Below are 26,385 nucleotides of genomic sequence, written 5' to 3' on the forward strand. Positions count from 1 at the left end.
TCCTTCACCAGCCCCGGACGCGCTGCCACCGGGAGCGCACAGTCCGGGACCGAGGGGCGGTCACGTGGTAGACGTCGTGCTGCGCGGCGGTCGCGCAGGCGTGGATGGGCAGGATGCGCACCCGGGTGCCGACCGTGATGTCCGGCAGTTCGGCGCCACTTCCCGGACGGATCGAGAGAATGCCGTGTTCCTGGCTGGCGTCAGTCATCACCAGGTCCTCGTACAGGCGGCCGTCGAGGTCCGCGACGAGACCGTACCCCTGATCCACGCGCTGGACGGAGGTGCCGCGGTCGCGTGAGGTCGCCATCCATCCGCCGTCGGTGACGATCCATCCCTTGTCCGGGCGATGTCCGATGACCGTGGTGACGACTGTCATCGCGAGATCATCGATGGTGCACACCCCGATGCCGGCCATCACGAGGTCGAAGAAGACGAAGTTCCCCGCCCGGACCTCGGTCACTCCGGTGAGGTCGGTCGCGAAGTGCGCGGTCGGGGTGGAACCTACGCTCACGACAGGGGCTTGGTGGCCGGCCGCGCGCAGGTCTTCGACGGCCTTGAGGGCGCAACGGCGTTCGTTGTCCGCGGCGGCGGCGAGCGCCACCGGGCCGTCCGCAAAGTACGACTCGCCGGCGTGGGTGAGCACCCCGCGCAGTTCGGCTCCGCCGTCCACGAGAGCCTGCGCGATCTGTCTGGCGGCCGGGTCTGCGGGCAGGACACCGCCGCGGTGACCGTCGCAGTCGACTTCGATGAGCGCGGGGACCCGCGTTTCGCCGGAGCGGGCCGCGCGGGCGACGTAGGCGGCCTGTTCCAGGCTGTCCAGCAGCACGACGAGATCCACCCCGCGCTCACGCAAGGCGATCACACGGCCGAGTTTGTCCGGGGCGATTCCCACCGCGTAGAGGATGTCGGTGAAGCCCGCCTCGGCGAACGCCTCGGCCTCCGCGAGTGTGGACACGGTGATCGGCCCCGGCCGGCCGTTGAACAGCATCCGCGCGACGTCCACGGACTTGGCTGTCTTGACGTGCGGGCGCAGTTCCGCACCCAGAGCGTCCAGGTGTCCGCGCAGTCGGGCGATGTTCGCCTCGGCCTTGCCCGGGTCCAGCGCCAGGAACGGTGTTCCGGGCTCGTCCAGAGTGCCCGCAGACGGGGCGCCCCCTGTCGGATCATGATTCATGACTCTTCCCTCTCCGGCCCCTCGATCACGGCTCCGCGGCATTTCGCGAGGTCCGCGTAGATGGCAGACCGGGAAACTCCCAGCCTCGCGGCAACCCGTGGGACCGCGTTCCGCACGGCGAACACCGCGCGTTCGTCGAAGGCGCGGAGCAGGTCGAGCCGCTCACCCCGGGTGAGGCTGTCGATCGGTTTTCCCCGAGCCAGTTCCTCCGCGCGGACCATGACATCGACCACCTCGTCGAAGTCGTTGGCGAACGTTGTGGTCGGGATCTGCGCGGGCGCGGCTCCGGCCAGCGCCGAGAGGAGATCGCCGGCCTGGCGCAGCGCGGTCACGTCGAGGTTGACGCAGAGCGCACCGAACAGATGCCCCTTCTCGTCCCGCAGCGGCATCGTCGACGACTTGACGACACGACCGCCCGGGGTATGCGTGACGTAGTTGAGGTCATTGGCTGCATCGTCGCCTTTGGCCAGCATGGAGAGGCCGATCTCGCTCAGCGCCCCACCGACCTGTCGGCCGGTCACCTGCCCGGCCACCGCGACGACGGACCGGTCGCCCCGGCGATAGTCGTGCAGGACGACCTCGCACGCAGGACCGAACGTCGCCGCCAGCCCTTCGACGACAGGCATCAGAGCGGCCAGGATCGCATCCGTTGCTCGATCGGACATCAGCCCACCTCCACACCGCCGTACACCTTCACGCCGAAGCGTAGACTAAAAGTCCAGGGTGTAGACATAAAGTCCAGAGTCCAGGCCGGGCGTCGAGTGGGGCCACTTCCTCATCGCTGGGGGTGATCCGGCAGGGGGACGCTTCCGATGACCAGTCCCGCCGTGAGCCCCGCACCGGCCGCGACCATCACACTCCGGCTGCTCAGCTCACCAGCGCGCCTTCACTTCAAGGGACGCCGCCCGGACGACGCCGGCCTCGAGCGGCTGCTCCGCGATGCAGGAGCCAAGTACGCGTGAGGCTAGCCAGCGGATCGGCTGACTGACACATACTCGGCACGAGCAGTCAGAGGCTGGCTTGCTGGGCGCCGATCACCCCTCGCCATGGTCCCTGCGCGGATCGCGCGGTGTCCGTGCCGGTTGCGGGGTCGCTCCCACCCGTACCCCGTCCCGAGATGTGGACCGGCCTCGACGGAGTGGAAGCCATCAGCCGCGGCGAGCGTCCCGGCACGCTGGTGTGCGTGCTGCCGTCGGACGGCTTCGATGGGTCCTCCGCGACTTGCTACCGCCGCCGCGGCCACATTCCCGGCTGCCTCAGCCGCCCCTTCATACGGCCAGCAGAGTTTTCCCCACGTTGCGTCCCGCCTGCATCCGCTCGTGTGCCCGGGCCGCGGCAGCCAGCGGAAGGATGTCGGTGACATCGATGTGCACGTTTCCCGAGGCGACGAGTTCCAGGGCTGCCAGACCATGGGTTCGCAGGAGGTCGGGGGCGCGTCGGGAGACGTCACCGATGTTGTAGCCGGTCAGCGCGCGATTGTTCTTCCACACTGGGAGGAGCGGCAGGTTCAGGTCGGGATGGCGAGCGGCTTCGCCGTAGAAGGCGACACGGCCGAAGGGGGCCAGCAGGTCCAGACTGGCAAGGCGCGTGGGGCCGCCCACGGGGTCGAGAACCACGTCCACGCCTCGCCCGCCGGTCGCGTCGCGCACCGCGCTGGGGAAGTCCTCCCGTGGGAAGACCGCGTCGTATCCGAAACGCTTGGCGTACTCGGCCTTGTCGCTGCTGCCGACGGTGCCGTACACGGTGTCCGCGCCGAGTGCGCGAGCGATCTGGGCGGCGACGGAACCCACGCCTCCGGCCGCCGCATGGATCAGGACGCTGTCGCCGGGGTGGAGCCGGGCCGCTCCGGCGAGGACGCCATAGGCCGTGGGCAGGACGAGTGCGGCCCCGCCGGCGGTCCGCAGGTCGATCTCGCCGAGTGAGGTGTGCAGCGGGAAGGTGAAGCGGGCCGGGGCGACGGCGTACTCGGCGTAGCCGCCGCCGTCGGGCAGGTACACGGCGACCGGGTCTCCGACGGCGAGTCCGCTGACGTCCTCGCCGAGCGCGGCGACATGCCCGGAGGCTTCCATGCCGGGGATGTCGAGTGGGTTCGGCGGGCCGAAGTCGCCGAGGCGGTGCTGCACTTCGGCGTAGTTCACTCCCGCGTAGGCCACCCGGACCAGCACCTCTCCGGGACCGGCTTCAGGGATCGGCACCTCTACCGTGCGCAGGACCTCGGGCCCGCCGTTCTCTTCGAATCCGATCGCGCGCATGACGTGTCCTCCTGTGATGGGTTTTGGTGGCAGTTCGGGTGCGGCCGCCGCGGCGCTGGCTCCACCGGCGTACGACGTGGTGTTCCGCCGCCCTCAGAAGGGCGTCGCTCGCCTTGCCGAGGAGGGCCAGCAGCCGGATCGCGAGGAGCAGCCAGTCCTGTGCGAGCCCGAGTCCAGCCCGGTCACGACGGCCCGAGCGGTCCAGGAGAGGCCCACCAGGCCGCCAAGGAGCAGACCGAGCGAGGCGCCGACGGCAAGGCCGATCAGGACTCCCCGGGTACGGGCATGAGTGTCTCCTCGCACAGTCGACAGGAGGGTTCGGGGCGCAGACATTTTCGGCGGCGCACCGGTGGGGCGAGCTCAGGAACTCGGCGTGACGCGCGAGGCGTTCAGCGCCCGGACTGACGGGTGGTCAGCGGATGGCGGCGCAACAGAGCGCGGCTGCGACACGTACCAGGTCGACGCAGCGGCGGCAGGTCAGCGACTGGCGCGGCATGCGGCGATGCAAGCATGGGTGACTCGAAGGCGTCAACGGACTGCCAGCATCCGAGACGATCATCGCTGTGGACCTGAACGGCCCTCGCCGGGAGCTGAGTTCGTGTACAAGTGCGGCAACCTGCTTCGAACGCCGAGAGCCGTGCGCAGGGTGGCAAGAAGGCCGCGGTCGAGGCGAACGTTCCTCGGTGCCTCGGCCATGGGCCGTGCGGGCGTCGCGCCAACCGGCACTACGCCGTGGGTGACCACGGCGACGGCGCTCGCGCCTGGCGGAAGGTCGTCCGAGGGCTCCGTTGACACCTTCCGCCCCACATGCTTGCATCCCGCCATGCCGTTGTCAGAGCCTCTGACTCGCCGCCGCGCCGTGGACCTCCTCCGGGTGGCCACCGCGCTGTGTCGGACGACCGGCTGATCACGCACCCCCTCACGTTTCTGGCAACAGCTCGGCTGAACAGGCCAGTTGTGCACGCACCGGCCCCACCCGCGGATGCCCGTGCCCTGGCCCGCGCCGGCCCCTCTCGTGCTCATCGCCCCCCTCATGACGAGGACCCGCCATGCCTTCACCCACCCCCGCCGGTCACCACCACGAGACCGACTACGACCGTCGCAGACTGCGCCAGTGGCTCGCCGGTGAGGCCAGGGCCGACGGGGTCACCCGCCGTCGGCTGCTCACCCTGCTCGCCGCCACCGCCGCCGGGACCGCGCTCGGCGCCACACGGCCCGCCCACGCCGCCGACGGTCCCATCGTCAAGCCCCTGCCGCCCGAGTGGTTCATCGCGCGCGGCACCAACGCCGAGACCCGCTGGGAGGCGCTGCGGGGAACCGGCCACCACACCCCCAACGAGCTGTTCTTCGTACGCAACCACACCGCCACCCCCGTCCTGGAAGCCGACGACTGGCGGCTGAGGCTGTGGGGGAGCGGTCTGCGCGGCACGCCCGGCGAGGACCGGCCTGTGGAGTTCGGGTACGACGATCTGCGAGCCATGCCGGCCGTCACCCGTACGGCCTTTGTCGAGTGCGCCGGCAACGGCCGCTCCTCCTACACGACACAGCAGGGCGAGACGGTCACCGGCACCCCGTGGACCTTGGGAGCGATCGGCGTCGCTCGCTGGCGCGGGGTGCGCCTGGCCGACGTGCTGCGCAGGGCCGGGCTGTCCCCGTACGCCGCGGACGTGCAGCCGCGCGGCCTGGACGCCGAGTACGTCAGCGGTGGCGAGAGTCTGGGCCGGGTACGCCGTCCGCTGCCGTTGGCCAAGGCGCTGGACGATGTACTGCTCGCGTACGAGATGAACGGTGAGCCGCTTCCGTACGACCACGGTTACCCGGTGCGGGTGTTGGTGCCCTCCTGGGTGGGGATCGCGTCGATCAAGTGGGTCGGCGACATCGAGGTGTCCGCGCAGCCGCTCTACTCGCCCTGGAACACCACCTTCTACCGGCTGTTCGGCCCTTCCTACCCGGAGGGTGGCAGTGGGCCGCTCACCCGGCAGGCCACGAAGAGCGCCTTCGAGCTGGCGAGCGGGGCCACGTTCACGGCGGGCCGCAGGCACGTACTGCACGGACGGTCGTGGTCGGGTGCGGGCGCCGTCGCCAAGGTCGACGTCAGCACCGACGGCGGGGTGAACTGGCGGCACGCCTGCCTGCACGACCGGCCCCGTGCCGGAACCTGGACCCGCTGGTCACTCAGTTGGCAGCCCGCCGCCCCAGGCGCCACCCACCTGCTGGCCCGCGCCACGGACACGGCCGGCCGTACCCAGCCGGACATCGCCGTGCCCAACACACAGGGCTACCTGTTCGACGCGGTGGTGCGGCATCCGGTGAGCGTGGTGTGACGGACAGCCGTCCCGTCCGAAGCTGGTGCCGTCGGAGGCGGCGAGCCGGACCACATGACCAGCCGGCGCGCGGCCACTGTCACGTCCTGATGGTGACCTTCGCCATGGCGGCCCCCCTGAAAGGCTTGCCGCGCAGCCTACTTCGTGAGCCGGGCCCACGAGCGGACTCATGTGCGACGGAGTCGGGACGGTTCGGGCCGCAGGGACGCAGGCAGACCCGCAGCGCGGGCCGGGAGTGATCCCGGCCCGCGCTCTACTGGTTGGCCTTCAGCCGCTGGGGGTCAGCCGAGCAGCTTGCTCGCCAGGGTCGCGGCGTTGTACGAGCCCCATCCGGTGGTGAAGTCCCAGCCGGTGGCGGCGGAGTAGTCGCCGTTGCTGCCGCTGGTGATGTCGTGGAAGCCGGTGCCGCTCGCCGTGTAGAGGGCGGGGTTGGCGAATCCGAGGTTGGCCTTCCCGGCCGCCGTGGCCTGCTGGTTGTACAGCGCCGCGAACGCCGCCCATTCGGGCGCGGCGGCGCTGGTGCCGCCGACCGAGGACCAGGAGCCCTGCGAGTAGATCGAGACACCGGGGCTGGGGTTGGCGTGGGCCGAGACGTCCGGCACCTGGCGGTAGCCGCCACCGGCGCTCTTCTGCACCGCGGTCTGCCAGCTGGGGATCTTGAAGACGGAGGACTTGCCGCCGCCGCCCCCGGACCAGGCCACCTCCTTGCTCCAGGCGTTGGCCGAGGTGACGGTCAGCTTGGTGCCGCCGACGCCGGTGACGTACGGGTCGCTCGCCGGGTAGTCGACGGAGGTGCCGCCGTCGCCCGCGTCGTCGGAGCCGGCGTCCCCGGAGGCCGCGTAGAAGCCGAGGCCCTCGGCGGCGCCCGCCTTGAAGACGGCGTCCACGGCGTTGATGTTGGAGGTGGTGCGCGCGCTCTCGGCGGCGCCCCAGCTGATCGACGTGGTCGGGATACCGCTGTCGACGATGGCCTGGTAGGTGTCGACTTCACCGGCGTCGGAGTTGGGCCCCTCGAAGACGGTGACGTTCGCCTTCGGGGCGATCGCGTGCAGGACCTCGATGTCCAGCTCGACCTCGACCTGGCCGTCGCCGAGCGCGCCGGAGCCGCCGTCCACCTTCTGCACTGTCGGGGTGGGCGAGCCCAGGCTGTAGTTGGTGTCGTACTTGGTGATGTTCGACTGCTGGAAGCCGTCGAACTCGAGGAGCGCGATCTTCTGGCCGCTGCCGGTGTACGTACCGGAGACGTTGTAGCCGCCCTTGATCTGGGCCGGGGTGTAGCCGCCGCCCGGGCCGTTGTGCGGGGTCACGGTGGAGGGCGCCTGGTGGTGCAGCTGGGCGCGGTTGTTGAGGCCGGACACGTCGCTGACGAGGGAGGCGATGGCGGTCGGCAGGGTCGGCGCGCTGTCGTTGGCGTAGAACGAGCGCCCCGACGCGACGTCCTTCCAGGTCGACAGCTTGGTGCCGAAGGCCTTCTCCAGCTGGGCGGCGGTGCCGCTGGCGTCGACCAGGAGGTTCCCCGAGTGGACGGTGCCTACGGTCAGCCCCTGCGCGCGCAGGTAGTCCTTGAGCTTCTTGATCTCGGCGTCGGTCCGGCCGAAGCGGGCCGCGAACTGACGCTTCGTCAAGTAGTGGCCGTAGGAGCTCGACCGCGGGTTGCTGACCTTCGCGACGAAGGTGTCGAGCGCCTTGTCGTCTCTGGGGGCCAGGCTGATCGCCACCGATATCCGCTTCCCGGCGGCGACGTTGCCGGTGTGGGTCGCGTTGTGGTTCAGGCCCTTCAGGACATCTCCGGTGATCGCCGCGCGGGTTGAGTGCGGCTGGGCGGTGCCGGCGGCGTAAGCGGTGGGGACGGCGGCGGCGAGCAGAGCCGGCACGGCGACCAGGCCGAGCAGTTTCAGGCGTGACTTCACTGAGGTCCTCCGGAGAGTGGGGGTGGTGTCCCGGAAGCGGAACGGCTTCACCGTAGGAACATCAGCCCCACCCGCATAAGCGGGGGAACCCTTGCGTCACGTGTTAACTGCGGATGTCGCGTGAACTGCGGATGTCACATCAACGGCGCGTGTCGAGGCGCCGGGGAATCCGCACCCGGCCGGCCTGACTCGTCATCACCGCCTGGGTCGGGGGCTTCACTTGGTCGTCGTCGCCGGAATCCACGGCCGCCCCGGACGCGATGACGGCGACCGCCATCGCATGGGCGAGCGCGGTGCGCGAGCGCACCCCGACCTTGCGGTAGACCCGCGACAGGGCACCTTCCACCGTCTTGACGCTGATGAACAGCTCCGCGGCGACTTCCCGGTTGGTGGCCCCGCCGCCGACCAGTCCGGCGATCCTGGCTTCCGTGGGGGTGAGTTCGGGCCTGCCCGCGCCTGCCTCACCGCTCCGCTCTCCGGCTTCCAGCCGCGCCAGCTCGTCCCTGGCCCGCGCCGCCAGCGGAGCGGCGCCGATCCGTGTCGCGGTCTCCAGGGCCTCGCCGAGGACCGCTCGCGCCGCGTTCCTGCGGCGCGCGCGGCGCTCGACCGCGCCGAGCGCGATCAGAGTGCGCACCAGCTCCACGGGCAGAGGAAGTTGACGCAGGCGGTCCACGGCCGAACGCAGCCGTACCGCCCCCTCCTTCGCCTGGCCGAGCCCCGCCTCACGCAGCCCCTCCGCCCGCTCCAGAGCTGCCATGACGCTCCCGGGCGCATCGCCGGACGCACGCGTGCGGGCCTCGCGGATCACAGCCCCGGCCGCGTCCGTCTCGCCCAGGACGACCAGGGCCTCGGCCAAATCGCCGTACCAGTGCAGCAAGGGCGGGTCGGCGGCGGACATGGCCTCCCCGAGTTCCTTGGCGCGTTGCAGCGCCTCGACCGCGGCCGCGGCCCCCCGTGGGTCGCCGACGAGCAATTCGGCCTGCCCGAGCACCGCCAGCGCACGCAGCAGGAACAACCGGTCGCCGTCCGCCTCCGAGGCCCGTACCGCCTGCTCGGCGAGGTGGCGCGCATCGTCGGCGGTGCCGCCCGCGGTCGCCGCGAGCGCCGCCGCGTACAGCGCCGGAGCCGCCTGTACGCCCGTCTCGGCCATGGCGCGCGAGCAGCGGGCGGCGGTGCGCAGCGCCTCCCGGCAGTGCCCGGAGCGCACCTGAATACGGGTCAGCGACACCAAGGTCGCCATGACCTCCTCGACCCCGGCGAACTCGCCGATTTCCGCAAGGAGTCCGGCGACCTGGTCCCGTGCCTCGGTCACCTTGTCCGAGTCCAGGGCGAGGATCGCCCGCATCCGGATCAGTCCCCAGCTCTCCGGGCCGGCGTCGGCGCCGCCGACCAGCGTGAGCGCCTCCTCGAGCGCGGCGCCGGCGGCGACGGCTTCCCCTGCCAGGGACTGCACCCGGGCGAGGGTGGCGAGCGCCCCGATCCGGGTGTCCGTGTCGCCCGCCCGGGCCGCATGCCGGGCAGCGCGCCGGGCATGCCGGGCCGCCTCCTCCAACTCCCCGCACAGCAGGCCGCGTACCGCCGCCCAGTGGTGCAGCCAGGCCTCGGCCTCCGGGTCGCCGGCAGCGTCCCGGAGGCCCTCCTCGATCAGTTCATGGGCGCCCTCCAGCGCCTGCCCGGCGTTGCGCAGCATGATCAGCCGGGCCCGCACCCGCTGCCGCGCCGAGCCCGACTCGGCGAGCACGGTCTCGGCCGCCTGCCCCGCTTCCTCCAGCTGTCCGGCGTCGCAGGCGTACTCGGCCGCGGTCAGCAGCCGGTCGGCGCGATCCGCGGAGCGGTCGCCGGGGGTGCGTCGGACAGCGAGCTCGGCCAGTTCGAAGGCGGCATCGGGTGCGCCGTGGCGGCGGGCGGACTCGGCCGCGGACATCAGTGTGCGGGCGGTGGTCTCGTCCTCGTGCGGGTGGGCGAGAGCGAGGTGGCGGGCCTGCTCCACGGGTTCGGTGACCGCGCGAGCCAGCAGGGCGTGCACCTGCCGACGGCTGTACTCCGAGGCGTCGGCATAGACAGCGGCCCGGATCAGCGGATGGCGGAAACGTACGGTCCCGTCGGCGTCGGCCGTCGCGACACCGAGTCGTTCGGTCTCCGCGAGGTCCGCGGCGGGGTCATGGAGTCCGGCGGCCCGCAGCAGAGTGAGGCTGGGGCGGGCGGCGGCGCTCGTGACGAGGAGGGTGTGCCGCGTTGCTTCCGGCAGCGTACGCGCCTGCTCCAGCAGCAGGGTACGCAGCCTTCGGGGTACGGGCAGCGCCCGTCCGAAGCCGACGGGCCCTCCGTCGCGCGTGGCGGCCCGCCCCAACTCCAGTGCGTACCACGGGTTCCCGGCAGCGGCGTCCTGGATCGCGCGCAGCACCGCTGGTGGTAGGTCGCCGCCGATGCTGGTGCGCACAAGGTGTGCCACCTCGCCTTCCGCCAGCGGCGGCACGGGAAGTTCGACCGTGCCCGGCGGACAGCAGCGCAGCCGTTCGGGCTCTTCGCCGTCGGCCACCCGCTCGGTGGCCACCATCCGTATGTCGAGGCCCTCGACCCTGCGTACGGCGAAGGCGAGCACAGCGGCGCTCGGCTCGTCGAGCCACTGGAGTCCGTCGACGACCAGCAGAACGGGGTCGGTGGCGGCGAGGGAACGCAGCACTTCGAGGACGGCGACGCGCACGGCGAGACGGCTCTGCTCGCCGACCGGTTCCCGGCCGCGCAGCAGGGCCTCCCTCAGAGCCGCCCGGGGCGCGGGCGCCAGGGCCTCCAGGCAGCTCTCCGGCAGCCGCGAGAACAGGTCGATGAGGCCGACGAACGGGAGCCGGGCGTCCTCCTCCGCGGGCGAGCAGTGCAGCACCGTGCCGCCCGGCCGGTCATGCGCGGCCAAGGACGCCATGAGGGCGGCAACGAGCATGGACTTGCCGATCCCCGCGGGACCGTGGAAGAGCACTCCGGGGCGGGCAGTCAACTCGGCCCGGGCGGTGTCGAGCAGCTCGCGGCGCCCGGTCAATGACCGTACTCCCATGGCAGCCGCCCACCCATTGCCCTGGAGGTGGCACCCACGGTCTTCGCGCACGCCGCGCCCAGTGACGGGTTGCGACCGGCGCCCAGATCTGAGCCCTCGGCTCGGCGAGTGCAGCAGGTCCCAAGGCATCGCAGCATGTGTTCATGACAACCTTCGCGGATTCGCCTTGTCAAATGACGTCCGCCGCGCCGCCCGTACGTCGAGGTCCAGGTCCCTGCGGGTGCCATGCCCCTCATTGCCGCTGCCGCTGCCGCTGCCGCCCGCCCGGCTGGTCGGGCAGGCGGGGTGCTGCTGGTCGAAACAGTCCGCAAGACCGGCCTGGATCACGCGACAATGATCACTAGCCGCCTATACGCATTACTTGGGGAGGTCTTGTGAGTCTGAGTCCGCGTGAGGTGTTTCTCCGGCTTGTTCATGGGGTCGCTGGCGGGAACGTCGACGAGTTGCCTGACCTGTATGGCGAGGTCACCGATGTCCGGCATCCGATGGCGACGCCGGAGTCCGAGCCGTTGACGAGTCGGCGTGCGCTCCAGGGGCACTTCACGGTGCCGCCGGAAGTTCGGGAGTCCTTGCCGAAGAGGCGGGTCGTCGATGTCGTCGTTCACGAGACCGCCGATCCTGAAGTGATCGTCGCCGAGTTCGCCTATGAGTTCACGTTGCCGGACGACTCCATGACCAAGGTGCCCTGCGTCTTCGTCATGCGTGTCCGGGACGGTCGGATTGTCGAGTCGCGCGACTACATCGACCCGATCCGTACGTACACGGCACGCGGAGACCTTGACCGCCTCATCGCGTCGTTGCGGAAGGATGTTTCCTGAGGTCCCGGTTTCCGGCTTTCATCAACGAGCCTGTCCGAAACGTGATCAAAAGGGTGAGGAGCGCCTCTGTGACGACTGGGCAGACTTGTGTCTGCCCAGCGTCATGGCTGGCGCTTCAGCTGATGCGAGCTCCCGTGCCGCTGACACGGACGCGCGGGTCACCCGCGCGCAGCGTCACCGTGAGTTCGCCAGGGCGGCCCAGGTCCTCGCCCTGACGCAGGGTGAGGACGGCGTCCTCGGGGACCAGGCCGAGCTCACGGGCGTACGCACCGAACGCGGCGGCCGCGGCGCCGGTAGCCGGGTCCTCGACGACGCCGCCGACGGGGAACGGGTCACGGACATGGAAGACGGTGGCCGACTCTCGCCACACCAACTGGACCGTGGTCAGGTCCAAGCGGTGCATCAGGGCTTCGAGGCGCGCGAAGTCGTACGCGAGATCAGCGAGGCGCGCGCGTGTCGCCGCCGCGAGAACGAGATGGCGGGCACCGGCGAACGCGATATGGGGCGGGAAGGCCGGGTCGAGATCGGCGGCCGGCCAGCCGAGCGCGGCGAGCGCCTCCGCGAGGTCGGCGTCGGCGATCTCCTCGATGTGCGGCTCGACACTGGTGAGTGTGGCCCTGACGGTCCCGCCCTCCTCGGCCACCTCCACCGGTACGGCGCCGACGCGCGTCGCGAATACCAGCTCCCCGGGTCCTATCCGCTCGGCGAGCGCGACGGCGGTCGCGATGGTGGCGTGCCCGCAGAACGGCACCTCGGCCTTGGGGCTGAAGTAACGGATGCTGTACGCCCGTCCCTCCTGGCCGCCGAGACTCTCCGGGGGCGCGGTCAGGAACGCGGACTCCGAGTATCCGAGGTCGGCAGCGATAGCCAGCATGTCGCCGTCGTCCAGGGCGGTGGCATCCAGAACGACGCCGGCCGGGTTTCCGCCGTCAGGGGCGTTGGAGAAGGCGGTGTATCGCAGTACCTCGGGCCGCGGCGCATTCGTCGTCATGTCCGCGGCAACGCGGGGCGGGTCGCGGCTATTCCTGGACGACGGCACGGCGCGCACGAACGCCCTGCGCGGGGCGCGCCGACCCCGGCGTGGGTGTCTTCGGACCTGCCGTGACCTGGGCCGAGAGCAAGCGCCTCAAGCCGGCCGGGCGGCCGAAGGCTGCGGAAGCCGACGGCGTCTCGGTCTCCCTGGCCACCTACGACAACCGGCCCGAGCTGCCGGAGATTGCCCAGGTGCTGAAGCAGCAGCTGGAGAAGGCAGGCTTCAAGATCAAGCTGACGGTACGTGAGTACTCACGGCTCGAAAGTGATGTGCCGGCAGGGAAGTTCGACGCGTTCATCTCCGCCCGCAACACCCTGCTCGACACCGACCCGCTCGCCCTCGATACGACCCTGCGTCTTCAACCCCCTTCCTGGGCGCACCCCTTCGGCACCGAAGCGCTGAGCCGTGACGTCCTCGCGCACATCGCCCACGGCGCGTTTGACACGCTCGCCCTCGCGATCAGCGCCGTCGCCCTGCTGACCGGTCTGGTGCTCGGCCTCGTACCCCGCTTCTCGGGACCTTTCGCCGACACCGTCAACGCCCTGCCGCCGGTCCTGGTCGCGCTCCTCGTCACGGCGGTGGCGGGGAGCGATTCGGCGACGCCCGCGCTCGCGGTGGCCGCCGTCGCCTGGGCCTTGCCGGCCGCACACACCGCCGCTCTGCTCCGACAGGAACGGGCGACCACGCACGTGCTCGCCCCCCGCGCCCTGGGTGCCGGCCCGCTCCAACTCCTGCGTCGCGACCCGCTCCCCGCCGTCGTACCGCCGGTCAGGCACGCGCTGCTCCGGCTTCCCGGCATCGCCCTCGCCGCCCTCGGGCTTCCTCGGTCTCGGCGCCCAGCCCCCGTCCCCCGAACGGGGCCTGCTGCTCGCCGAGAACCAGCGCTATGCCGAGCGCGCCCCCTGGACCGTCCTCGTGCCGGCCGCCGTACTCGCACTCCTGGGCGCGCCGGCGGTGACCGCGGCGGACGGCGTGCGATGGCCGCGACCTTTCGGGCGGGCAGGCGCGAGGGCACGGCATGACCTACCCACCGTCCCGAACCAGTGATTCCTTGGCGCCGAAGGTCCCTCGACGGCGGACATGGCGCGACCTCCCACCGGGTGCTACGGCTGCGGACCTTCAGCCGGCAGGGGCTACACCGGCGCGATGCGCGGAAGATCTCAGCCGAGCCGGGAACTGAACGGTGTCCGCGTCCGACTCGTAAAGGGGGGCAGGTCTGACCAGGTAGGACGTGGCGGTGGTGCGTATGCGCGGTGAAGGGGAGAGATCCTCTGGCTGCATGGCTGCATGGCGGCATCGGGTGGCGTGAGGGTGTCCCTGGCGGTACGGAGTCTGCGCGCGGCGGTGTTCGCCGTGCTGTGTGTGCTGCTCGCCGCCGGAGGACACCTGCTGGCCATGGGCGCGGCGCCACCCGTGTGGGTGCAGGTCGTCGGCGCCGTGCCGGTCTTCGTGGTCGGCTGTCTGCTGGGCGGGCGGGAGCGCTCGCTGGTCGGCATCGGCGGTGGGACGCTTGCGGCCCAAGGAGGGCTGCACCTGGCGTTCGACGCCTGTCGGCCGCATGCCGTGATGGTCATGCACGGGATGCGCATGTCCCATTCGCATCCCGACTCCCACGCGCTGACGCCGCACGCCACCGCCGCTCATGTCGCGGCGGCCCTTGTGCTGACCTGGTGGCTGCGGCGCGGCGAGGCCGCGCTGTGGTCGCTGCTGCGCTGGGCGGTGGCGTTCGTGCCGGGCATTGGCGCCTGGTGGCAGGCGATCAGAGGGTTCCGGCGCGTCTCGAACGCACCGGAATCGGGGCGCCGGGCTGCCGACGGGACGTGGACGCTGTGGCGGATGCGGCTGCGGTACGCCGTGCACCGGCGCGGACCGCCGACGGGGACGTCGTACGCGATCTGACCCTCGACCTCGCTTCGTCAGTACGGAGATCCACTCACTCATGTCCACGACACGCACCACTCTGCGCCGCGCCGGCCTCGTCACCGCTCTCGCCGCCGCCGGGGTCCTCACCGCCGCCGGCGTCGCCTCCGCACACGTCACCGTCCACCCCGAGAGCTACGCCAAGGGCGCCACCGACGGTGTTCTGACCTTCCGCGTCCCCAACGAGGAGAACACGGCAGGTACCACCAAGGTCCAGGTCTTCCTGCCCACCGACCACCCCGTCCTCGGCGTGCTCGTCACCCCCCAGGACGGCTGGACCGCCAAGGTGACGACCACGAAGCTCAAGACGCCCGTCAAGACCGACGACGGCACCATCACCGAAGCCGTCTCCGAGATCAGCTGGACCGGCGGCAAGATCGGGGCCGGCCAGTACGAGGACTTCAACGTCGCCTTCGGTCAACTGCCCGACGACACGGACCAGTTGACCTTCAAGACGCTGCAGACGTACTCCGACGGCAAGACCGTTCGCTGGATCGAGGAGGCGTCCGGTGGCGAGGAGCCGGAGAACCCGGCGCCGGTGCTCAAGCTCACGGCCAAGAGCGCGGAGGGCGAGGGCGGCAGTGCCTCGACCGACTCGTCGGCGACCCCGAAAAGCTCCGACAGCTCCAAGTCGACCGCGTCGAGCAGCGATTCGACGGCTCGCGGGCTCGGCATCGGCGGGTTGATCGTGGGTGTGCTGGGGCTTGCCGCGGCCGTGTTCGCGGTCCTGCGCAGCCGCTCCGCGGGATCTCGGGCCGAGTAGGCCCGTTGCCCTGCCGACGCACATCCGTCGGCAGGGCAGACCGTCCGTCCGCCGACGTGGCGTACCGGACGGTCCGTCCTCGCGTGACGGGCGCCACATGTCTCCTCCGGAACCCGGCCGGTGGCCGATCCGACTCCTGAACCGGTACGGCGCGATCCGACCGACGCCGTCCGACGTGACCTGGAGACGCGGTTGATGGATGAGTCCCGGCAATCCTCCTTGACCGGCGCGGGTGCGGTCCTGCGGAAGGCGGCGCCCCCGCCCGTACTCTGCGGCTTCCTCCTGCTGCTGGCCCTGATCTTCACCGTGTCCTACGCGGTGGGTGCCGGCGCCGGTCCTGTCGCACCCGGTATGCACGGCAGCGGCACGAGCCGCGACGGCGGCGATGGTGGCGGAGGCGGAGTCGTGGACGACGACATGGGCGACATGCAGGGGGGACACGGCTGATGGGCGCCGAACCGGTGAGCACCCTGGTGACGACCGATCTGACCGTCGGCGGCATGACCTGCGCCGCGTGTGTGACCCGTGTCGAGAAGAAGCTCGGCAAGCTCGACGGAGTGACGGCGAGCGTGAACCTGGCCACCGGGCGGGCTCGCGTGAGCCATCCGACGGAGGTCGGCCTCGGGCAACTCGTGGCGACGATCGAAAAGGCCGGGTACACGGCCGCGGTCCCCGAGCCGCCCAAGAAACAGCCGCGTGAGGGCGGGCGGGAGACCGAGGAAGCGCGGCAGGAGCGCGACCGGCTGCTGGTCACCGCGGTGCTCGCGGTGCCGGTGCTCGTGCTCTCGATGGTGCCGGCGCTGCAGTTCCGCGACTGGCAGTGGCTGTGTTTCATGCTGGCCGCGCCGGTCGCGGTATGGAGCGCCCGGCCCTTCCATGTGCGGGCGGTACGGGGACTGCGGCACTCGGCGGCGACCATGGACACGCTGGTGTCGCTGGGCGTGGTGGCGTCCTTCTCGTGGTCGGTGTACGCGCTCTTCCTCGGGGGCGCCGGTGATCCCGGGATGCGGATGCCGTTCAGCCTCGTTCCCTCCGCCTCGGACGGCGTCGCGCACATCTATCTCGAAGCGGCCGTCGGCGTACCGCTGTTCGTACTGGCGGGGCGGTTCCTGGAGGCGCGGGCCAGGCGTGGCACCGGGGCGGCGCTGCGATCGCTGGCCGAACTCGCCGCCAAGGACGTGTCGGTCCGGGACGGAGATTCCGAACGGCTCGTTCCCATCGATGAGTTGGAGCGCGGTCAGGTCTTCGTCGTACGGCCGGGCGAGCGGGTCGCCACCGACGGACAGGTGGTGGAGGGCAGTTCGGCCGTGGACCTCTCCCTGGTCACCGGGGAGAGCGAGCCGGTAGAGGTCGGGCCGGGCGCGGCCGTGGTCGGCGGGGCCGTCAACGCCGGTGGGCTGCTACTCGTACGGGCCACGGCCGTCGGTGCCGACACGCAGCTCGCCCGCATCACCCGTCTGGTCACCGAGGCGCAGGCCGGCAAGGCGCGCGCCCAGCGGCTGGCCGACTCGGTCGCCGGTGTCTTCGTGCCGGTCGTGCTGGCGCTGGCCGTCACCGCGCTCGGGTTCTGGCTGGGTGCCGGCGCCGATCCGCAGGCGGCGGTCACCGCGTGCGTGGCCGTCCTGGTCGTGGCCTGCCCCTGTGCGCTGGGCCTCGCGACTCCGACCGCTCTGATGGCCGCCACCGGCCGCGGTGCCCAGCTGGGCGTCCTCGTCACCGGCCCGCAGGCGCTGGAGGGGCTTTTGCACCTCGACGCCGTCGTCCTCGACAAGACCGGCACGCTCACCACCGGCCACATGAGCGTCGTCCGGGTCACGGCCGTACCGGACGGACTCGGCCGCGACGAGGCACTGCGGCTGGCCGGGGGCGTCGAACAGGGGTCGGAACACCCGCTCGGCCGGGCCGTCTGCGCCTACGCCCGGCGGGAGTTGCGCGAGGAGCGGCTGCCGGACGTGAGCGAGTTCAGTGCCCTGCCGGGGCGGGGGGTGCGCGGCCGGGTCGAGGGGCGGCTGGTCGAAGTCCTCGCCCCGGACGACGAGTTGCCCGCCGCGCTCGCGGATGCCCTGCCGGAGGCCGAAGCCTCCGCACACACGCCCGTACTGGTCCGCGTGGACGGGGTGGCCGAGGCGCTGATCGAGATCGGGGACGTCGTACGCCCCGGAAGCTACCGTGCCGTCGACCGGCTGCGGCGGCTCGGCGTGCGGCCCGTGCTCGCCACCGGTGACCGCGAGGCGCCTGCCCGGGCCGTTGCCGAGACCCTGGGCATCGACGAGGTGCACGCCCGCTGCACGCCAAAGGACAAGGCCCAGCTCGTACGGGAGTTGCAGGAGCAGGGCCGGCGGGTCGCGGTGATCGGCGACGGCGTGAACGACGCCGCCGCGCTGGCCGGCGCCGACCTCGGGATCGCCATGGGCATCGGCACCGACGTGGCCATCGCAGCCGCCGACGTGACCCTCGTACGCGGCGACATCGAGGCCCTCGCGGACGCCGTCCTGCTGGCCCGGCGCACCCTGGGCACCATCCGCGTCAACCTCGTCTGGGCCTTCGGCTACAACGTCGTGACCGTGCCGCTCGCCCTCGTCGGCCTGCTCAACCCCATGCTCGCCGCGGCGGCCATGTCCGCCAGCTCGGTGCTGGTGGTCGGCAACAGCCTGCGGCTGCGCGGCCGCCGGCCCTCACCCGCCCGGAGGCGTACCCGATGACCGGACAACAGGCCTGGCGTCCGACACGCCGCCGGCTCACCGACACCCTGCTCGCCGCGCTCGCGCCCGTCGCCGTGTGCGGCCTGGCCCTCGGCGGTCTGAGCACGTGGACCGCGTACGGCAACGCGGGCAGCCCGGCCCGTATCACGGTCACCGCGGGACAGGTGTACCTGCCCTACGGCGACGCCCGGGACACGGCGGCCTTCTTCCGGATCACCAACAGCGGCGGCTCGGCGGACCGGCTGCTGAAGGTGACGTCGAGCGGGGTCGACGGTGCCGGCATCCTCAGCCGACACAGCATGACCGGCGCTCGCTCCGCCTCCGCGCAGACGGTGGCGTCGGTCGTCGTCCCGGCCGGTGGCAGCCTCGCCATGTCCCCGTACGGGCTTGATGTGACGGTCCCGGCCAAGGCGGGCCGACAGGCCGGTGATCTCGTCTCGTTCACGTTGCATTTCGAACGCAGCGGGGCTGTGAAGACCCTGGCTGTGGTGGTCCGTCCGGGCCAGGACGGCACGTGATCCCTCAGCCGTAGAGGTCGGCTCGAGCGCCCGTCGAGTTCCGGCGGGGCGCCGTGTCCTGTATCACTCTCTTCAGGGTGAGTGGCGGGCCCGGGTGCTGTGCGTACCCACCCGCGATGAGCGAAGCCCAGATGCGAGGATGAGGCCGTCATGACTGCTGGGTGGGGTGCGCGCACGATGCGGGCCGTGGTGTTCGCCGCGGTCTGCGTGCTGCTCGCCGCCCTCGGTCACGTACTGATGTCGGGCTCCACCGTGCCCTGGTGGACGATGGCCGCCGGGTTCGCCGCCACGACCGGCGCCGGCTGGTGTCTGGCGGGCCGTGAGCGCGGGCTCGCGCTGGTGGTGTCCGCCGCGGTCGTCGCACAGGGGGCGCTCCACTCGGCCTTCTCGTCGGCCCAGTCGGCGGCATCGGGCGCCGGTACGGGCTCCGTTACGCACGGCATGAGCGGTTGGTCCATGGGCTCCGTGTCCATGGACGCGATGGACATGGGGTCTTTGGGTTCCATGGGGTCCATGCCCATGGGGCGTTCGGAGCATGCGGGGCACCTCGGTCAGTTGGCTCACGGCATGGGCGGCACGTCGTCGTTCGGCATGCTTGCCGCCCACGCCCTGGCCGCCGTGCTCAGCGGGCTGTGGCTGGCCTATGGCGAGAGGGCCGCGTTCCGCGTGCTGCGTGCCGTCGCGGGATGGCTGGCGGCTCCGCTGCGGCTGTCGCTCGCGCTGCCCGCCCCGCCGCGCCGGCCGCGCCTGCGGCCGACGCGCGAACGTTCGGAGCGAGTGCCGCGGCTGCCGCTCGCGCACACGATCATTTCTCGGGGGCCTCCGGCCGGGATCGCTGTCGCCTGAGACAGCTGGTTTCCCGAAGCCGTCCCCATGGGCGCCGCGTCGTCGGTGCCAGGGCTTCGGGCACGGGCCGTTCACGTCGTACGGCCCCATCCCACCTCCCGTACCGGGACGTTTCCGCAGCGGCGAACTCACGCCCGGCGGCGTACCAGCGCGCGGTCGCGCGTGCCGCCGTGCCGCGGTGCCGGATCCCGGACAACCGAGAAGGACATCAGGTGATCACTCCTGTCGTCCCCGCGTCGCGAGGGAAGCGCGACGCGGGGCACAACGCGGCGGATCGGCCCGGCGCGACGGCATCGCCCGACGATCCGGCCACCGCCTGGGCCCTCGCCGCCCGCGCCGGTGACCCCGACGCCGTCGACCGATTCGTGCGGGCCCTGCACCCCGACGTCGTCCGCTACATCACGTACCTCTCCTCCGACCGCCAGCTCGCCGACGATCTGACGCAGGACACGTTCCTGCGGGCGCTTGGCAGCCTGCACCGGTTCGAGGGGCGCTCTTCGGCGCGTACGTGGCTGCTGTCCATCGCGCGTCGCACGGTGGTCGACAACTGGCGGTACGCCGCCACGCGGCCCCGGCTGGCCGACACGGACGACTGGACGATGTGGGCCGAGCGGGCCCAGCCGAGCGGTCTGCCCGGCTTCGACGACGGTGTGGCGCTGCTCGACCTGCTGGACGCGCTGCCCCCCGAGCGCCGTGAGGCGTTCGTCCTCACCCAGCTGACGGGACTTCCTTACAAGGAGGCCGCCGAGGCCAGCGGCTGTCCCGTCGGGACGATCCGCTCGCGGGTGGCACGAGCCCGGGCGACCCTCGTCGAACTCCTGGTCGAGGCCGAGGAGCCGCGCGTTCCTGCCGTCGTCGCCGCGTGACGAAATGGGTGCCGGTGGCCACCGCGAGCGGGGGACACCGGCACCCGTCCCGGCATCAGGCCGGCCCTGACCTCAGGCTTCTCGGCTCCATACGTCCGGGGTCGGGGCGCGCTCCCCACTGGTTCCCGGCTCCCATCGAGCTGACCGGTTCCGCCCTTTGGCGGCGGGGAAGGACCCCTCCGGAGCCCGGATCGAACGTGGTTGCGGAACTGCGCGGACCGCGGTGGGGGAGGGGTGATCACGTGCGGGGTCTCGCGCGAAAGCCGAGAGAAGGGGCACCACGGGGTTGGCCGTGGGAACAGGAGACCACCCGGGCCGAACACCGCTGGACGAGGATCGGCGGGGCCTGGCCCCTGGGCGTTGCCACCCTGGCCGTGCTGGCGGGCGGTTACGCCTGGCTGGGATTCGTCGTGAAGGGTGTCCCAGGAGCCCTGGTGGGCTGTGCCTCGGGGCTGGTGCTGAGCGGGTTGCTCCACCTGTTGGTGAATTCGGCGGTCTCGGGCCCACGGCGGCTCACCGCAGAGGCCGCGGTGCGGCGGAGGCCCGTCGGCGCGACTAGCTGTTCGTCAGGCCGCCCGGGGCTCTTGAGGGGTCGTCAAGTGTCGCCGAAGCAAGGGAAATCGGCCCGGAGAACACGGGAACTCGAGCCCACCCGCGACCGACTACTAGTTCGACAGCGCAGCTCGACACCCGCTGACCACCGTGTGAGGTCGGCAGGTCGAAGCGTGGAACTTCGGGCGAAGGTGGTTCGGCACACGTGGAACGCAGACATCTGCTGGAAGGCGAGATTCGAAGCGTTGCCGCCATGTACACGGCGGCGATCGTGACGTTCGAGCGCCGGGGAACGGCACTGCGGGCGTCCACCGCATCCCCGTGACCCGGCCGCCGAACTCCGGAGAACCGCATGACGCCAGAGATAGGGAACGCCTTCGCCGCGATCAGAGGCGAGTTCGGTACGGAATCGATCGCTCGGGTCGAGCAGATGCTGGAGCCGGGTGGGAGTGAACGACATCCGCTGCAGAGAGCAGCCAAGTGGATCATGCCGGGGCTATCCGCCACTCCCTGGCACGACCCGTACGCCTACCCCGAACTGGCCCCCGTCGTCCATGAACTGGAGGCCAGTCATCACGCGATCAAGAAGGAGTTGAATGCCGCATGGGCGGGGCGGCGGGAGGTGTTCTCGGACTACGAGCACTATCTGACACGCCAGGAGAACTGGCAGGCCCTCTACCTCTTCCGTGACGGAAGTCTCGTCGAAGAGGCGGCCGCCACGGCTCCCACCGCTTATCGGGTGCTGAAAGACGTCGCCGTCGACACGGGAAAGATATGCCCTCTCCTGGAATGTCATTTCTCCACTCTGTTGCCGGGTGCCGTCATCGAACCCCACTGCGACCTGTGGAACTTCAGCATCAACCTGCATCTCGCCGTCGACATCCCCGACGGGTGCAGCATCACGGTCGCCGGGGAGACGCGTTCCTGGGAAGAGGGCAAGTGCCTGCTCTTCGACTACTCCTTCGAGCACGAGGCACGCAACGCCGGTACCGGCACGCGGACTTGCCTGCTCATCGACCTCTGGCATCCGGAAACCACCGTTCCGGAGCGCCGGGCGCTGGTCGCCCTCATCACCGAGATCCGTCGGCTCATGGGGGAGAACTGACGCGGGGGTAAAGAATTCGTTTGGAGAATTACCTGTTCTCGTCGACCCGGCAGCTTTCGACTGTCGGTTCCCAGTGCTGCCCTGATATTCCATGAATACGCAATGAGCGTCGAGAAGTTGCCCATTCCCAAGTCCGAATCGGGCTGCTACGGTGACGGAAAACCGTCGGTCTGCCGGAAATTCATTCCGCGGGAATTCCGAAAACTGTGATCCCGAGGGAGGTGATCGATGATGTCCACGACAGAGTCGGCAAAGGATCCGCTCCGAAAGTCAATCGGACTCCCTCTGCTTGTTCTGGCGTTGGGGCAGCTCGTCATCTCGCTCGACTACAACATCGTGTACGTCGCCCTGCCCGACATCGGCGCCGGGCTGGGATTCTCCGACCACGACCTGCAGTGGGTGGTGAGCGCCTACGTCGTGGCCAGCGGAGGCTTCCTGCTGCTGGGCGGCCGGGCCGCCGACCTGCTCGGCCGGCGTCGGATGTTCGTCGTCGCGGCGCTGCTGTACGCGGGGTCGTCCCTGGTGGGCGGCCTGGCCCAGACGCCCGGCGTCCTGGTCGCCGTCAGGGCGGTCCAGGGCATCGGCGGCTCCCTGCTGTTCCCTGCGACGCTGTCCCTGATCACCACCCTGTACGACGAAGGGCCGGACCGGAACCGTGCCTTGGCGGTGTGGGGTGCCGCGGGAGCCGGCGGGCTCTGCTTCGGGTCCCTCCTCGGCGGGGTCCTGGTGGAGGCGTTCGGCTGGCCGTCGGTGTTCTTCGTCAACGTGCCCGTGGCGGGAGCCCTCGCGGTGGCAGGGCGGTTACTCTTCCCCGCGGACGGTCCGTGGGACCGCTCACGGCACTTCGACGTGGCGGGTGCGCTGACCGCGACGGGCGGGATCACGCTCCTGGTGTTCCTGCTGGTGCAGGCACCCGCGGAGGGCTGGGACACGCCCGCGGCCCTCGCGAGCGCGGTGCTGTCGGTCTGCCTGCTGACGCTCTTCGCCGTCGTGGAGAGGCGGTCCCGTGATCCGCTCGTACCGGCACGGCTGTTCGCCCACCGCGGCCTGCTCGCGGCGATGGGGGTGACCGCCCTGTTCAGCGCGACGTTCAGCTCGGTGCCGTACTTCCTGACGCTCTACTTCCAGACGGTCCACGGGTACCGCGCGGTCGCGACCGGGCTCGCGTTCCTCGTGCCCGCCGTGGTGGTGGCCGTCGGTACGCAGGCCGGCGAACGGGCCGTGTCCGCCTTCGGCATGCGCCGCATGCTGGTGGGCGGCATGACGCTGGGCGCCGCCGGAGCCGCGGCACTCGGCCTGGCCCTCACCTCGGACGGCTCGTATCCCATCCTCCTGCCGGGAATCGTACTGCTGGGCCTCGGCCAGGGAGCCGCGTGGACGGGGATGTGGATCGCCGCGTCCGCCGGGGTGGCCCCCGGTGACCAGGGCATCGCCTCTGGACTGGCTTCGACCACCTTGCAGGTGGGCGGCGCGGTGGGCCTCGCCGTACTGGTCGCGGTCGCGGGTGGCGTCGGGCAGAACGCCTCCGGGCCCGGGCTCCTCGACGGCATCCGTACCGCCGTGTTCGCGATAGCGGGCGGCATCGGCTGCGGCGCGCTCGCACTGCTCACCCTTCGCAGGGCCACCAGCACCAGTCCCTAGACACTCCCTTCGCCTCCCGTTTCCGTGTCCGGGCCCTCCGGTCCGTCCTCCGTCATGCCAGGAGAATCCCCATGTCCCCTACCGCCGCCGGTTCTTACGCTCCTCCGGCCGCCGTCCTGTGCGGGCTGGCCGGATGGGTGCCGTCCCGAGTGGTGACCAACGAGCACCTCGCGCGACGGCTCGATACCGACGACGCATGGATCCGCACCCGAACCGGGATCCGCCGACGGCACGTCGTCGACCCCGGACAGTCGACGTCCGACCTGGCCGTCGAAGCCGGCCGCAGAGCGCTCGCCTGCGCCGCGACGGACAGGGCCGACGCCGTCCTCGTCGCCACGACGACCCCGGACCACAGCTGCCCGGCCACCGCGCCCGCGGTCGCCGCACGGCTCGGTCTGACGGGGGCGGCCGCCTTCGACATCAGCGCCGTGTGCACCGGGTTCGTCTACGGCCTCGCCTCGGCCGCCGGGCTCATCGCGGCCGGCGTGGCCGAACGGGTCCTGCTCATCGGGGCGGACACCTACTCCACGATCGTGGATCCCCTCGACCGGGCCAACGCGATCCTCTTCGGCGACGGCGCGGGAGCTGTCGTCCTGCGCGCCGGACTCCCCGACGAGCCCGGCGCGGTCGGCCACTTCGACCTCGGCAGCGACGGCGCCCACGAGGACCTGATCACGGTCGCGGCCGGCGGCTCCAGACAGCGCTCCCGACCGGGCGAACCCAGCCGCCAGGACCGGCACTTCGCCATGCGGGGCAAGGAGGTCTACCGCCACGCCGTGACGCGCATGGCCGAGTCGGCGCGCGCCACGCTGTCCCGGGCCGGCTGGAAGATCGACGACGTCGACCACTTCGTACCCCACCAGGCCAATCTGCGGATCCTGCACTCGGTGGCCGACGACCTCGGTCTCCCTCGCGAGCGGTGTGTGACGCATGTCGAGTCCGTCGGCAACACGGGCGCCGCGTCCATTCCGCTCGCCCTCGCCGACGCGGCTGCCCGCCAGGCGCTCCGCGCCGGCGACCGGCTGCTCCTCACCGCCTTCGGAGGCGGCCTCACCTGGGGCTCCTGCCTCCTGACCTGGCCCACGCTCCCCGCGCCGGCCCATCTGCACGACCGACCGCCCCATCTGTACGACGAACCGGTCCATCCGTACGACGAGCCGCCCCATCCGTACGACCAAGGAGAACGGACGACGTCATGAGCACCACCTACGACCAGTTGGTCGAGATCCTCGCGAGGCTGCACGACACCCCGGCCGACCGGATCAGCCCCGAGGCGACCTTCGCCGAACTGGACGTCGACTCGCTGACGATGGTCGAGATCAGCATCCGCATCGAGCGCGACCTAGGTGTGGCCGTCGGCGACGACGAACTCCGGCCCGACCTCACCCTGGGCGAGCTCGCCGGACTCGTCGACGCCCGTCGAGCGGCCGTCTGACCTCCTCCGCTCTCCCCTCCCCACTCCACGAAAGGCAGCTCCCATGCACATCAAGGAACAGCCCGGCACCGCGATCGGCGCGACGGTCGAGGGCTTCGACCACGCCACCGCATCGGCCGCCGACATCGACGCGCTCAAGAGCACCGTCTACACCAAGAAGATCGCCGTCCTGAAGGGCCAGGACCTCTCCCCCCAGGAGTTCCTCGAACTCGGCAAGCGGCTGGGACGTCCGGAGACCTACTACGAGCCGATGTACCACCACCCGGAGGTCACGGAGATATTCGTCTCCTCCAACGTGCCGGAGAACGGAAAGCAGATAGGCGTACCGAAGACCGGTAAGTTCTGGCACGCCGACTACCAGTTCATGCCGGACCCCTTCGGAATCACCCTGATCTACCCCCAGGTCATTCCCGAGAAGAACCGCGGAACGTACTTCATCGACATGGGGCGGGCCTACAACAGGCTGCCCGAGGAACTCAAGAAGGAGATCATCGGAACGTACTGCCGGCACTCGGTGCGCAAGTACTTCAAGATCCGGCCCCACGACGTCTACCGGCCCATCTCCGAGATCATCGAAGAGGTGGAGCGGAAGACCCCGGCCGTGCTCCAGCCGACCACGTTCACCCACCCCATGACCGGGGAGACGGTCCTCTACATCAGCGAGGGCTTCACCGTCGGCATCGAGGACCAGGACGGCAAGCCGCTCGACGACGAGCTGCTTGCGCGCCTGTTCGAGGCCACCGGCCAGCTCGACGAGACCTTCCAGCACGACAGCATCCATGTGCAGAGCTTCGAACAGGGTGACCTGCTGGTCTGGGACAACCGCAGCCTCATCCACCGCGCTCGGCACACGACCACCCCCGAGCCGACCGTCTCCTACCGCGTCACCGTGCACGACGAGCGCAGGCTCCACGACGGGATCAAGGCGGCATGAAGGCCCCCTCCATGGCCCTGCACCCCACGGACGAGGACCTGTTGGTGCAGGTTCTGGTGCCCTACAAGGGCCATTGCAAATACCTGCGCTCGGCGGTCGTGACCGAGAGCGACGCCGGACGAGCCGTCGCCCGCTGCGAATTCGCGATTCCGGAGTCGTGCTACATCGACGACACCGGCCATCTGAATTCCGTTGAGGTGAACATCTGTTACAACCAGATGATGTATTACCTCGTCGCCAAGTCCGTGAAGGAAGGGCTGGGGACAGGGTTCGAATCCTGGACGCTGGACGACTTCTGGAGGCACCAGCTCCCGGACATCCTGATCGCCCGCTTCGCCTCCAACTTCCGGCGACCCGTCAACCCCCGTGCATTCTCCGGGGAGATGGAATTCCGGTCCGTCACCCGGCGCGCTCCGGCAGGCGGCAGCCCGTTCCTCCACGCCGAGACCGCCTTCCGCTACTGGGACGCCGACTCGGGCCGGTGCGACGGCGAGGCGATCCTGGCGTTCGTCGACGTCCCCTGACGCGCCCCCTGCCACCCCA

At 70.9% G+C, this 26,385-nt stretch carries 22 protein-coding genes and 1 pseudogene; 17 read left to right on the forward strand and 6 right to left on the reverse strand.

Features of this window, described 5'->3' with window-relative positions:
• Positions 1 to 4: 4 nt before the first annotated feature.
• Together ACFZDJ_RS48705 and ACFZDJ_RS48710 are read right to left on the reverse strand one after the other, a co-directional pair.
• Positions 5 to 1,174 (reverse strand): alanine racemase, encoded by a 1,170-nt coding sequence (locus ACFZDJ_RS48705; protein WP_391069277.1) that lies wholly within the window; start codon positions 1,172 to 1,174, stop codon positions 5 to 7.
• Positions 1,171 to 1,800 (reverse strand): PAS domain-containing protein, encoded by a 630-nt coding sequence (locus ACFZDJ_RS48710; protein WP_391069279.1) that lies wholly within the window; start codon positions 1,798 to 1,800, stop codon positions 1,171 to 1,173. Before ACFZDJ_RS48710 ends, ACFZDJ_RS48705 begins: the two co-directional genes overlap by 4 nt.
• A 186-nt stretch (positions 1,801 to 1,986) precedes the next feature.
• Here ACFZDJ_RS48710 and ACFZDJ_RS48715 point away from each other — a divergent pair, with 186 nt between their 5' ends.
• Complete coding sequence (locus ACFZDJ_RS48715) at positions 1,987 to 2,136, forward strand: hypothetical protein (protein WP_391069282.1); 150 nt, start codon at positions 1,987 to 1,989, stop codon at positions 2,134 to 2,136.
• A gap of 306 nt (positions 2,137 to 2,442) precedes the next feature.
• On the opposite strand, the gene ACFZDJ_RS48720 is transcribed toward ACFZDJ_RS48715, so the two are convergent.
• Complete coding sequence (locus tag ACFZDJ_RS48720; RefSeq protein ID WP_391069285.1) at positions 2,443 to 3,426, reverse strand: zinc-binding dehydrogenase; 984 nt, start codon at positions 3,424 to 3,426, stop codon at positions 2,443 to 2,445.
• A gap of 1,049 nt (positions 3,427 to 4,475) precedes the next feature.
• On the opposite strand from ACFZDJ_RS48720, the gene ACFZDJ_RS48725 reads away from it, so the two are divergent.
• On the forward strand, positions 4,476 to 5,750 hold the full coding sequence (locus ACFZDJ_RS48725) for a molybdopterin-dependent oxidoreductase (RefSeq protein WP_391069288.1): 1,275 nt from the start codon (positions 4,476 to 4,478) through the stop codon (positions 5,748 to 5,750).
• 281 nt (positions 5,751 to 6,031) lie between these two features.
• Here ACFZDJ_RS48725 and ACFZDJ_RS48730 read toward each other — a convergent pair whose 3' ends face one another.
• Positions 6,032 to 7,660, reverse strand: coding sequence for a protease pro-enzyme activation domain-containing protein (locus ACFZDJ_RS48730; RefSeq protein ID WP_391069291.1), 1,629 nt, complete (start codon positions 7,658 to 7,660; stop codon positions 6,032 to 6,034).
• Positions 7,661 to 7,799: 139 nt separating this feature from the next.
• Entirely contained in the window at positions 7,800 to 10,694 is a 2,895-nt protein-coding gene (locus tag ACFZDJ_RS48735; protein ID WP_391069294.1) for an AAA family ATPase, read from the reverse strand.
• 389 nt (positions 10,695 to 11,083) lie between these two features.
• Between ACFZDJ_RS48735 and ACFZDJ_RS48740 the strand changes: the two genes are divergently transcribed.
• Positions 11,084 to 11,527, forward strand: coding sequence for a nuclear transport factor 2 family protein (locus ACFZDJ_RS48740; RefSeq protein ID WP_390939730.1), 444 nt, complete (start codon positions 11,084 to 11,086; stop codon positions 11,525 to 11,527).
• Positions 11,528 to 11,642: 115 nt separating this feature from the next.
• Here ACFZDJ_RS48740 and ACFZDJ_RS48745 read toward each other — a convergent pair whose 3' ends face one another.
• Positions 11,643 to 12,518 (reverse strand): PhzF family phenazine biosynthesis isomerase, encoded by an 876-nt coding sequence (locus ACFZDJ_RS48745; protein WP_391069296.1) that lies wholly within the window; start codon positions 12,516 to 12,518, stop codon positions 11,643 to 11,645.
• Between the two features lie 359 nt (positions 12,519 to 12,877).
• On the opposite strand from ACFZDJ_RS48745, the pseudogene ACFZDJ_RS48750 reads away from it, so the two are divergent.
• The 14 genes and pseudogenes from ACFZDJ_RS48750 to ACFZDJ_RS48815 form a co-directional block, all read left to right on the forward strand.
• Positions 12,878 to 13,607, forward strand: a pseudogene (locus tag ACFZDJ_RS48750) (ABC transporter permease); the annotation flags it as partial.
• Positions 13,608 to 13,847: 240 nt separating this feature from the next.
• Complete coding sequence (locus ACFZDJ_RS48755; protein WP_391069297.1) at positions 13,848 to 14,459, forward strand: hypothetical protein; 612 nt, start codon at positions 13,848 to 13,850, stop codon at positions 14,457 to 14,459.
• Between the two features lie 40 nt (positions 14,460 to 14,499).
• The gene (locus ACFZDJ_RS48760) at positions 14,500 to 15,243 is read left to right on the forward strand and encodes a DUF1775 domain-containing protein (protein WP_391069299.1); all 744 of its coding nucleotides are present in this window, start codon (positions 14,500 to 14,502) and stop codon (positions 15,241 to 15,243) included.
• Between the two features lie 195 nt (positions 15,244 to 15,438).
• On the forward strand, positions 15,439 to 15,690 hold the full coding sequence (locus tag ACFZDJ_RS48765; protein WP_390939738.1) for a hypothetical protein: 252 nt from the start codon (positions 15,439 to 15,441) through the stop codon (positions 15,688 to 15,690).
• Positions 15,690 to 17,945, forward strand: a complete 2,256-nt coding sequence (locus tag ACFZDJ_RS48770) for a heavy metal translocating P-type ATPase (RefSeq protein WP_391069301.1) — start codon at positions 15,690 to 15,692, stop codon at positions 17,943 to 17,945. Before ACFZDJ_RS48765 ends, ACFZDJ_RS48770 begins: the two co-directional genes overlap by 1 nt.
• On the forward strand, positions 17,942 to 18,463 hold the full coding sequence (locus ACFZDJ_RS48775; protein WP_391069303.1) for a copper chaperone PCu(A)C: 522 nt from the start codon (positions 17,942 to 17,944) through the stop codon (positions 18,461 to 18,463). The genes ACFZDJ_RS48770 and ACFZDJ_RS48775 overlap by 4 nt, the downstream gene beginning before the upstream one ends.
• Positions 18,464 to 18,613: 150 nt before the next feature.
• Positions 18,614 to 19,309 (forward strand): hypothetical protein, encoded by a 696-nt coding sequence (locus ACFZDJ_RS48780; RefSeq protein WP_391069305.1) that lies wholly within the window; start codon positions 18,614 to 18,616, stop codon positions 19,307 to 19,309.
• 212 nt (positions 19,310 to 19,521) lie between these two features.
• On the forward strand, positions 19,522 to 20,175 hold the full coding sequence (locus ACFZDJ_RS48785; protein WP_391069306.1) for a sigma-70 family RNA polymerase sigma factor: 654 nt from the start codon (positions 19,522 to 19,524) through the stop codon (positions 20,173 to 20,175).
• Positions 20,176 to 21,079: 904 nt separating this feature from the next.
• Positions 21,080 to 21,832 (forward strand): aspartyl/asparaginyl beta-hydroxylase domain-containing protein, encoded by a 753-nt coding sequence (locus ACFZDJ_RS48790; RefSeq protein WP_391069308.1) that lies wholly within the window; start codon positions 21,080 to 21,082, stop codon positions 21,830 to 21,832.
• Between the two features lie 231 nt (positions 21,833 to 22,063).
• On the forward strand, positions 22,064 to 23,473 hold the full coding sequence (locus tag ACFZDJ_RS48795; RefSeq protein WP_391069364.1) for an MFS transporter: 1,410 nt from the start codon (positions 22,064 to 22,066) through the stop codon (positions 23,471 to 23,473).
• Between the two features lie 71 nt (positions 23,474 to 23,544).
• Positions 23,545 to 24,672, forward strand: coding sequence for a beta-ketoacyl-ACP synthase 3 (locus tag ACFZDJ_RS48800; RefSeq protein ID WP_390939750.1), 1,128 nt, complete (start codon positions 23,545 to 23,547; stop codon positions 24,670 to 24,672).
• Positions 24,669 to 24,908 (forward strand): phosphopantetheine-binding protein, encoded by a 240-nt coding sequence (locus ACFZDJ_RS48805; protein WP_390939752.1) that lies wholly within the window; start codon positions 24,669 to 24,671, stop codon positions 24,906 to 24,908. Before ACFZDJ_RS48800 ends, ACFZDJ_RS48805 begins: the two co-directional genes overlap by 4 nt.
• A 43-nt stretch (positions 24,909 to 24,951) precedes the next feature.
• Positions 24,952 to 25,842: a TauD/TfdA family dioxygenase gene (locus ACFZDJ_RS48810; protein ID WP_390939754.1), complete on the forward strand. Its 891-nt coding sequence runs from the start codon at positions 24,952 to 24,954 to the stop codon at positions 25,840 to 25,842.
• On the forward strand, positions 25,839 to 26,366 hold the full coding sequence (locus ACFZDJ_RS48815; RefSeq protein ID WP_391069310.1) for an FcoT family thioesterase: 528 nt from the start codon (positions 25,839 to 25,841) through the stop codon (positions 26,364 to 26,366). The genes ACFZDJ_RS48810 and ACFZDJ_RS48815 overlap by 4 nt, the downstream gene beginning before the upstream one ends.
• Positions 26,367 to 26,385 lie beyond the last annotated feature (19 nt).

Source organism: Streptomyces sp. NPDC007896, from assembly GCF_042959425.1.
GTDB lineage: Bacteria > Actinomycetota > Actinomycetes > Streptomycetales > Streptomycetaceae > Streptomyces.

Bases quoted from the DNA above. Each gene is read 5' to 3' on its own strand.
- ACFZDJ_RS48800 (WP_390939750.1), top strand. From the start codon at position 23,545: ATGTCCCCTACCGCCGCCGGTTCTTACGCTCCTCCGGCCGCCGTCCTG.
- ACFZDJ_RS48805 (WP_390939752.1), top strand. From the start codon at position 24,669: ATGAGCACCACCTACGACCAGTTGGTCGAGATCCTCGCGAGGCTGCAC.
- ACFZDJ_RS48790 (WP_391069308.1), top strand. From the start codon at position 21,080: ATGACGCCAGAGATAGGGAACGCCTTCGCCGCGATCAGAGGCGAGTTC.
- ACFZDJ_RS48775 (WP_391069303.1), top strand. From the start codon at position 17,942: ATGACCGGACAACAGGCCTGGCGTCCGACACGCCGCCGGCTCACCGAC.
- ACFZDJ_RS48720 (WP_391069285.1), bottom strand. From the start codon at position 3,426: ATGCGCGCGATCGGATTCGAAGAGAACGGCGGGCCCGAGGTCCTGCGC.
- ACFZDJ_RS48815 (WP_391069310.1), top strand. From the start codon at position 25,839: ATGAAGGCCCCCTCCATGGCCCTGCACCCCACGGACGAGGACCTGTTG.
- ACFZDJ_RS48770 (WP_391069301.1), top strand. From the start codon at position 15,690: ATGGGCGCCGAACCGGTGAGCACCCTGGTGACGACCGATCTGACCGTC.
- ACFZDJ_RS48710 (WP_391069279.1), bottom strand. From the start codon at position 1,800: ATGCCTGTCGTCGAAGGGCTGGCGGCGACGTTCGGTCCTGCGTGCGAG.
- ACFZDJ_RS48810 (WP_390939754.1), top strand. From the start codon at position 24,952: ATGCACATCAAGGAACAGCCCGGCACCGCGATCGGCGCGACGGTCGAG.
- ACFZDJ_RS48705 (WP_391069277.1), bottom strand. From the start codon at position 1,174: ATGAATCATGATCCGACAGGGGGCGCCCCGTCTGCGGGCACTCTGGAC.
- ACFZDJ_RS48745 (WP_391069296.1), bottom strand. From the start codon at position 12,518: ATGACGACGAATGCGCCGCGGCCCGAGGTACTGCGATACACCGCCTTC.
- ACFZDJ_RS48725 (WP_391069288.1), top strand. From the start codon at position 4,476: ATGCCTTCACCCACCCCCGCCGGTCACCACCACGAGACCGACTACGAC.
- ACFZDJ_RS48795 (WP_391069364.1), top strand. From the start codon at position 22,064: ATGTCCACGACAGAGTCGGCAAAGGATCCGCTCCGAAAGTCAATCGGA.
- ACFZDJ_RS48780 (WP_391069305.1), top strand. From the start codon at position 18,614: ATGACTGCTGGGTGGGGTGCGCGCACGATGCGGGCCGTGGTGTTCGCC.
- ACFZDJ_RS48715 (WP_391069282.1), top strand. From the start codon at position 1,987: ATGACCAGTCCCGCCGTGAGCCCCGCACCGGCCGCGACCATCACACTC.
- ACFZDJ_RS48760 (WP_391069299.1), top strand. From the start codon at position 14,500: ATGTCCACGACACGCACCACTCTGCGCCGCGCCGGCCTCGTCACCGCT.
- ACFZDJ_RS48765 (WP_390939738.1), top strand. From the start codon at position 15,439: ATGGATGAGTCCCGGCAATCCTCCTTGACCGGCGCGGGTGCGGTCCTG.
- ACFZDJ_RS48755 (WP_391069297.1), top strand. From the start codon at position 13,848: ATGGCGGCATCGGGTGGCGTGAGGGTGTCCCTGGCGGTACGGAGTCTG.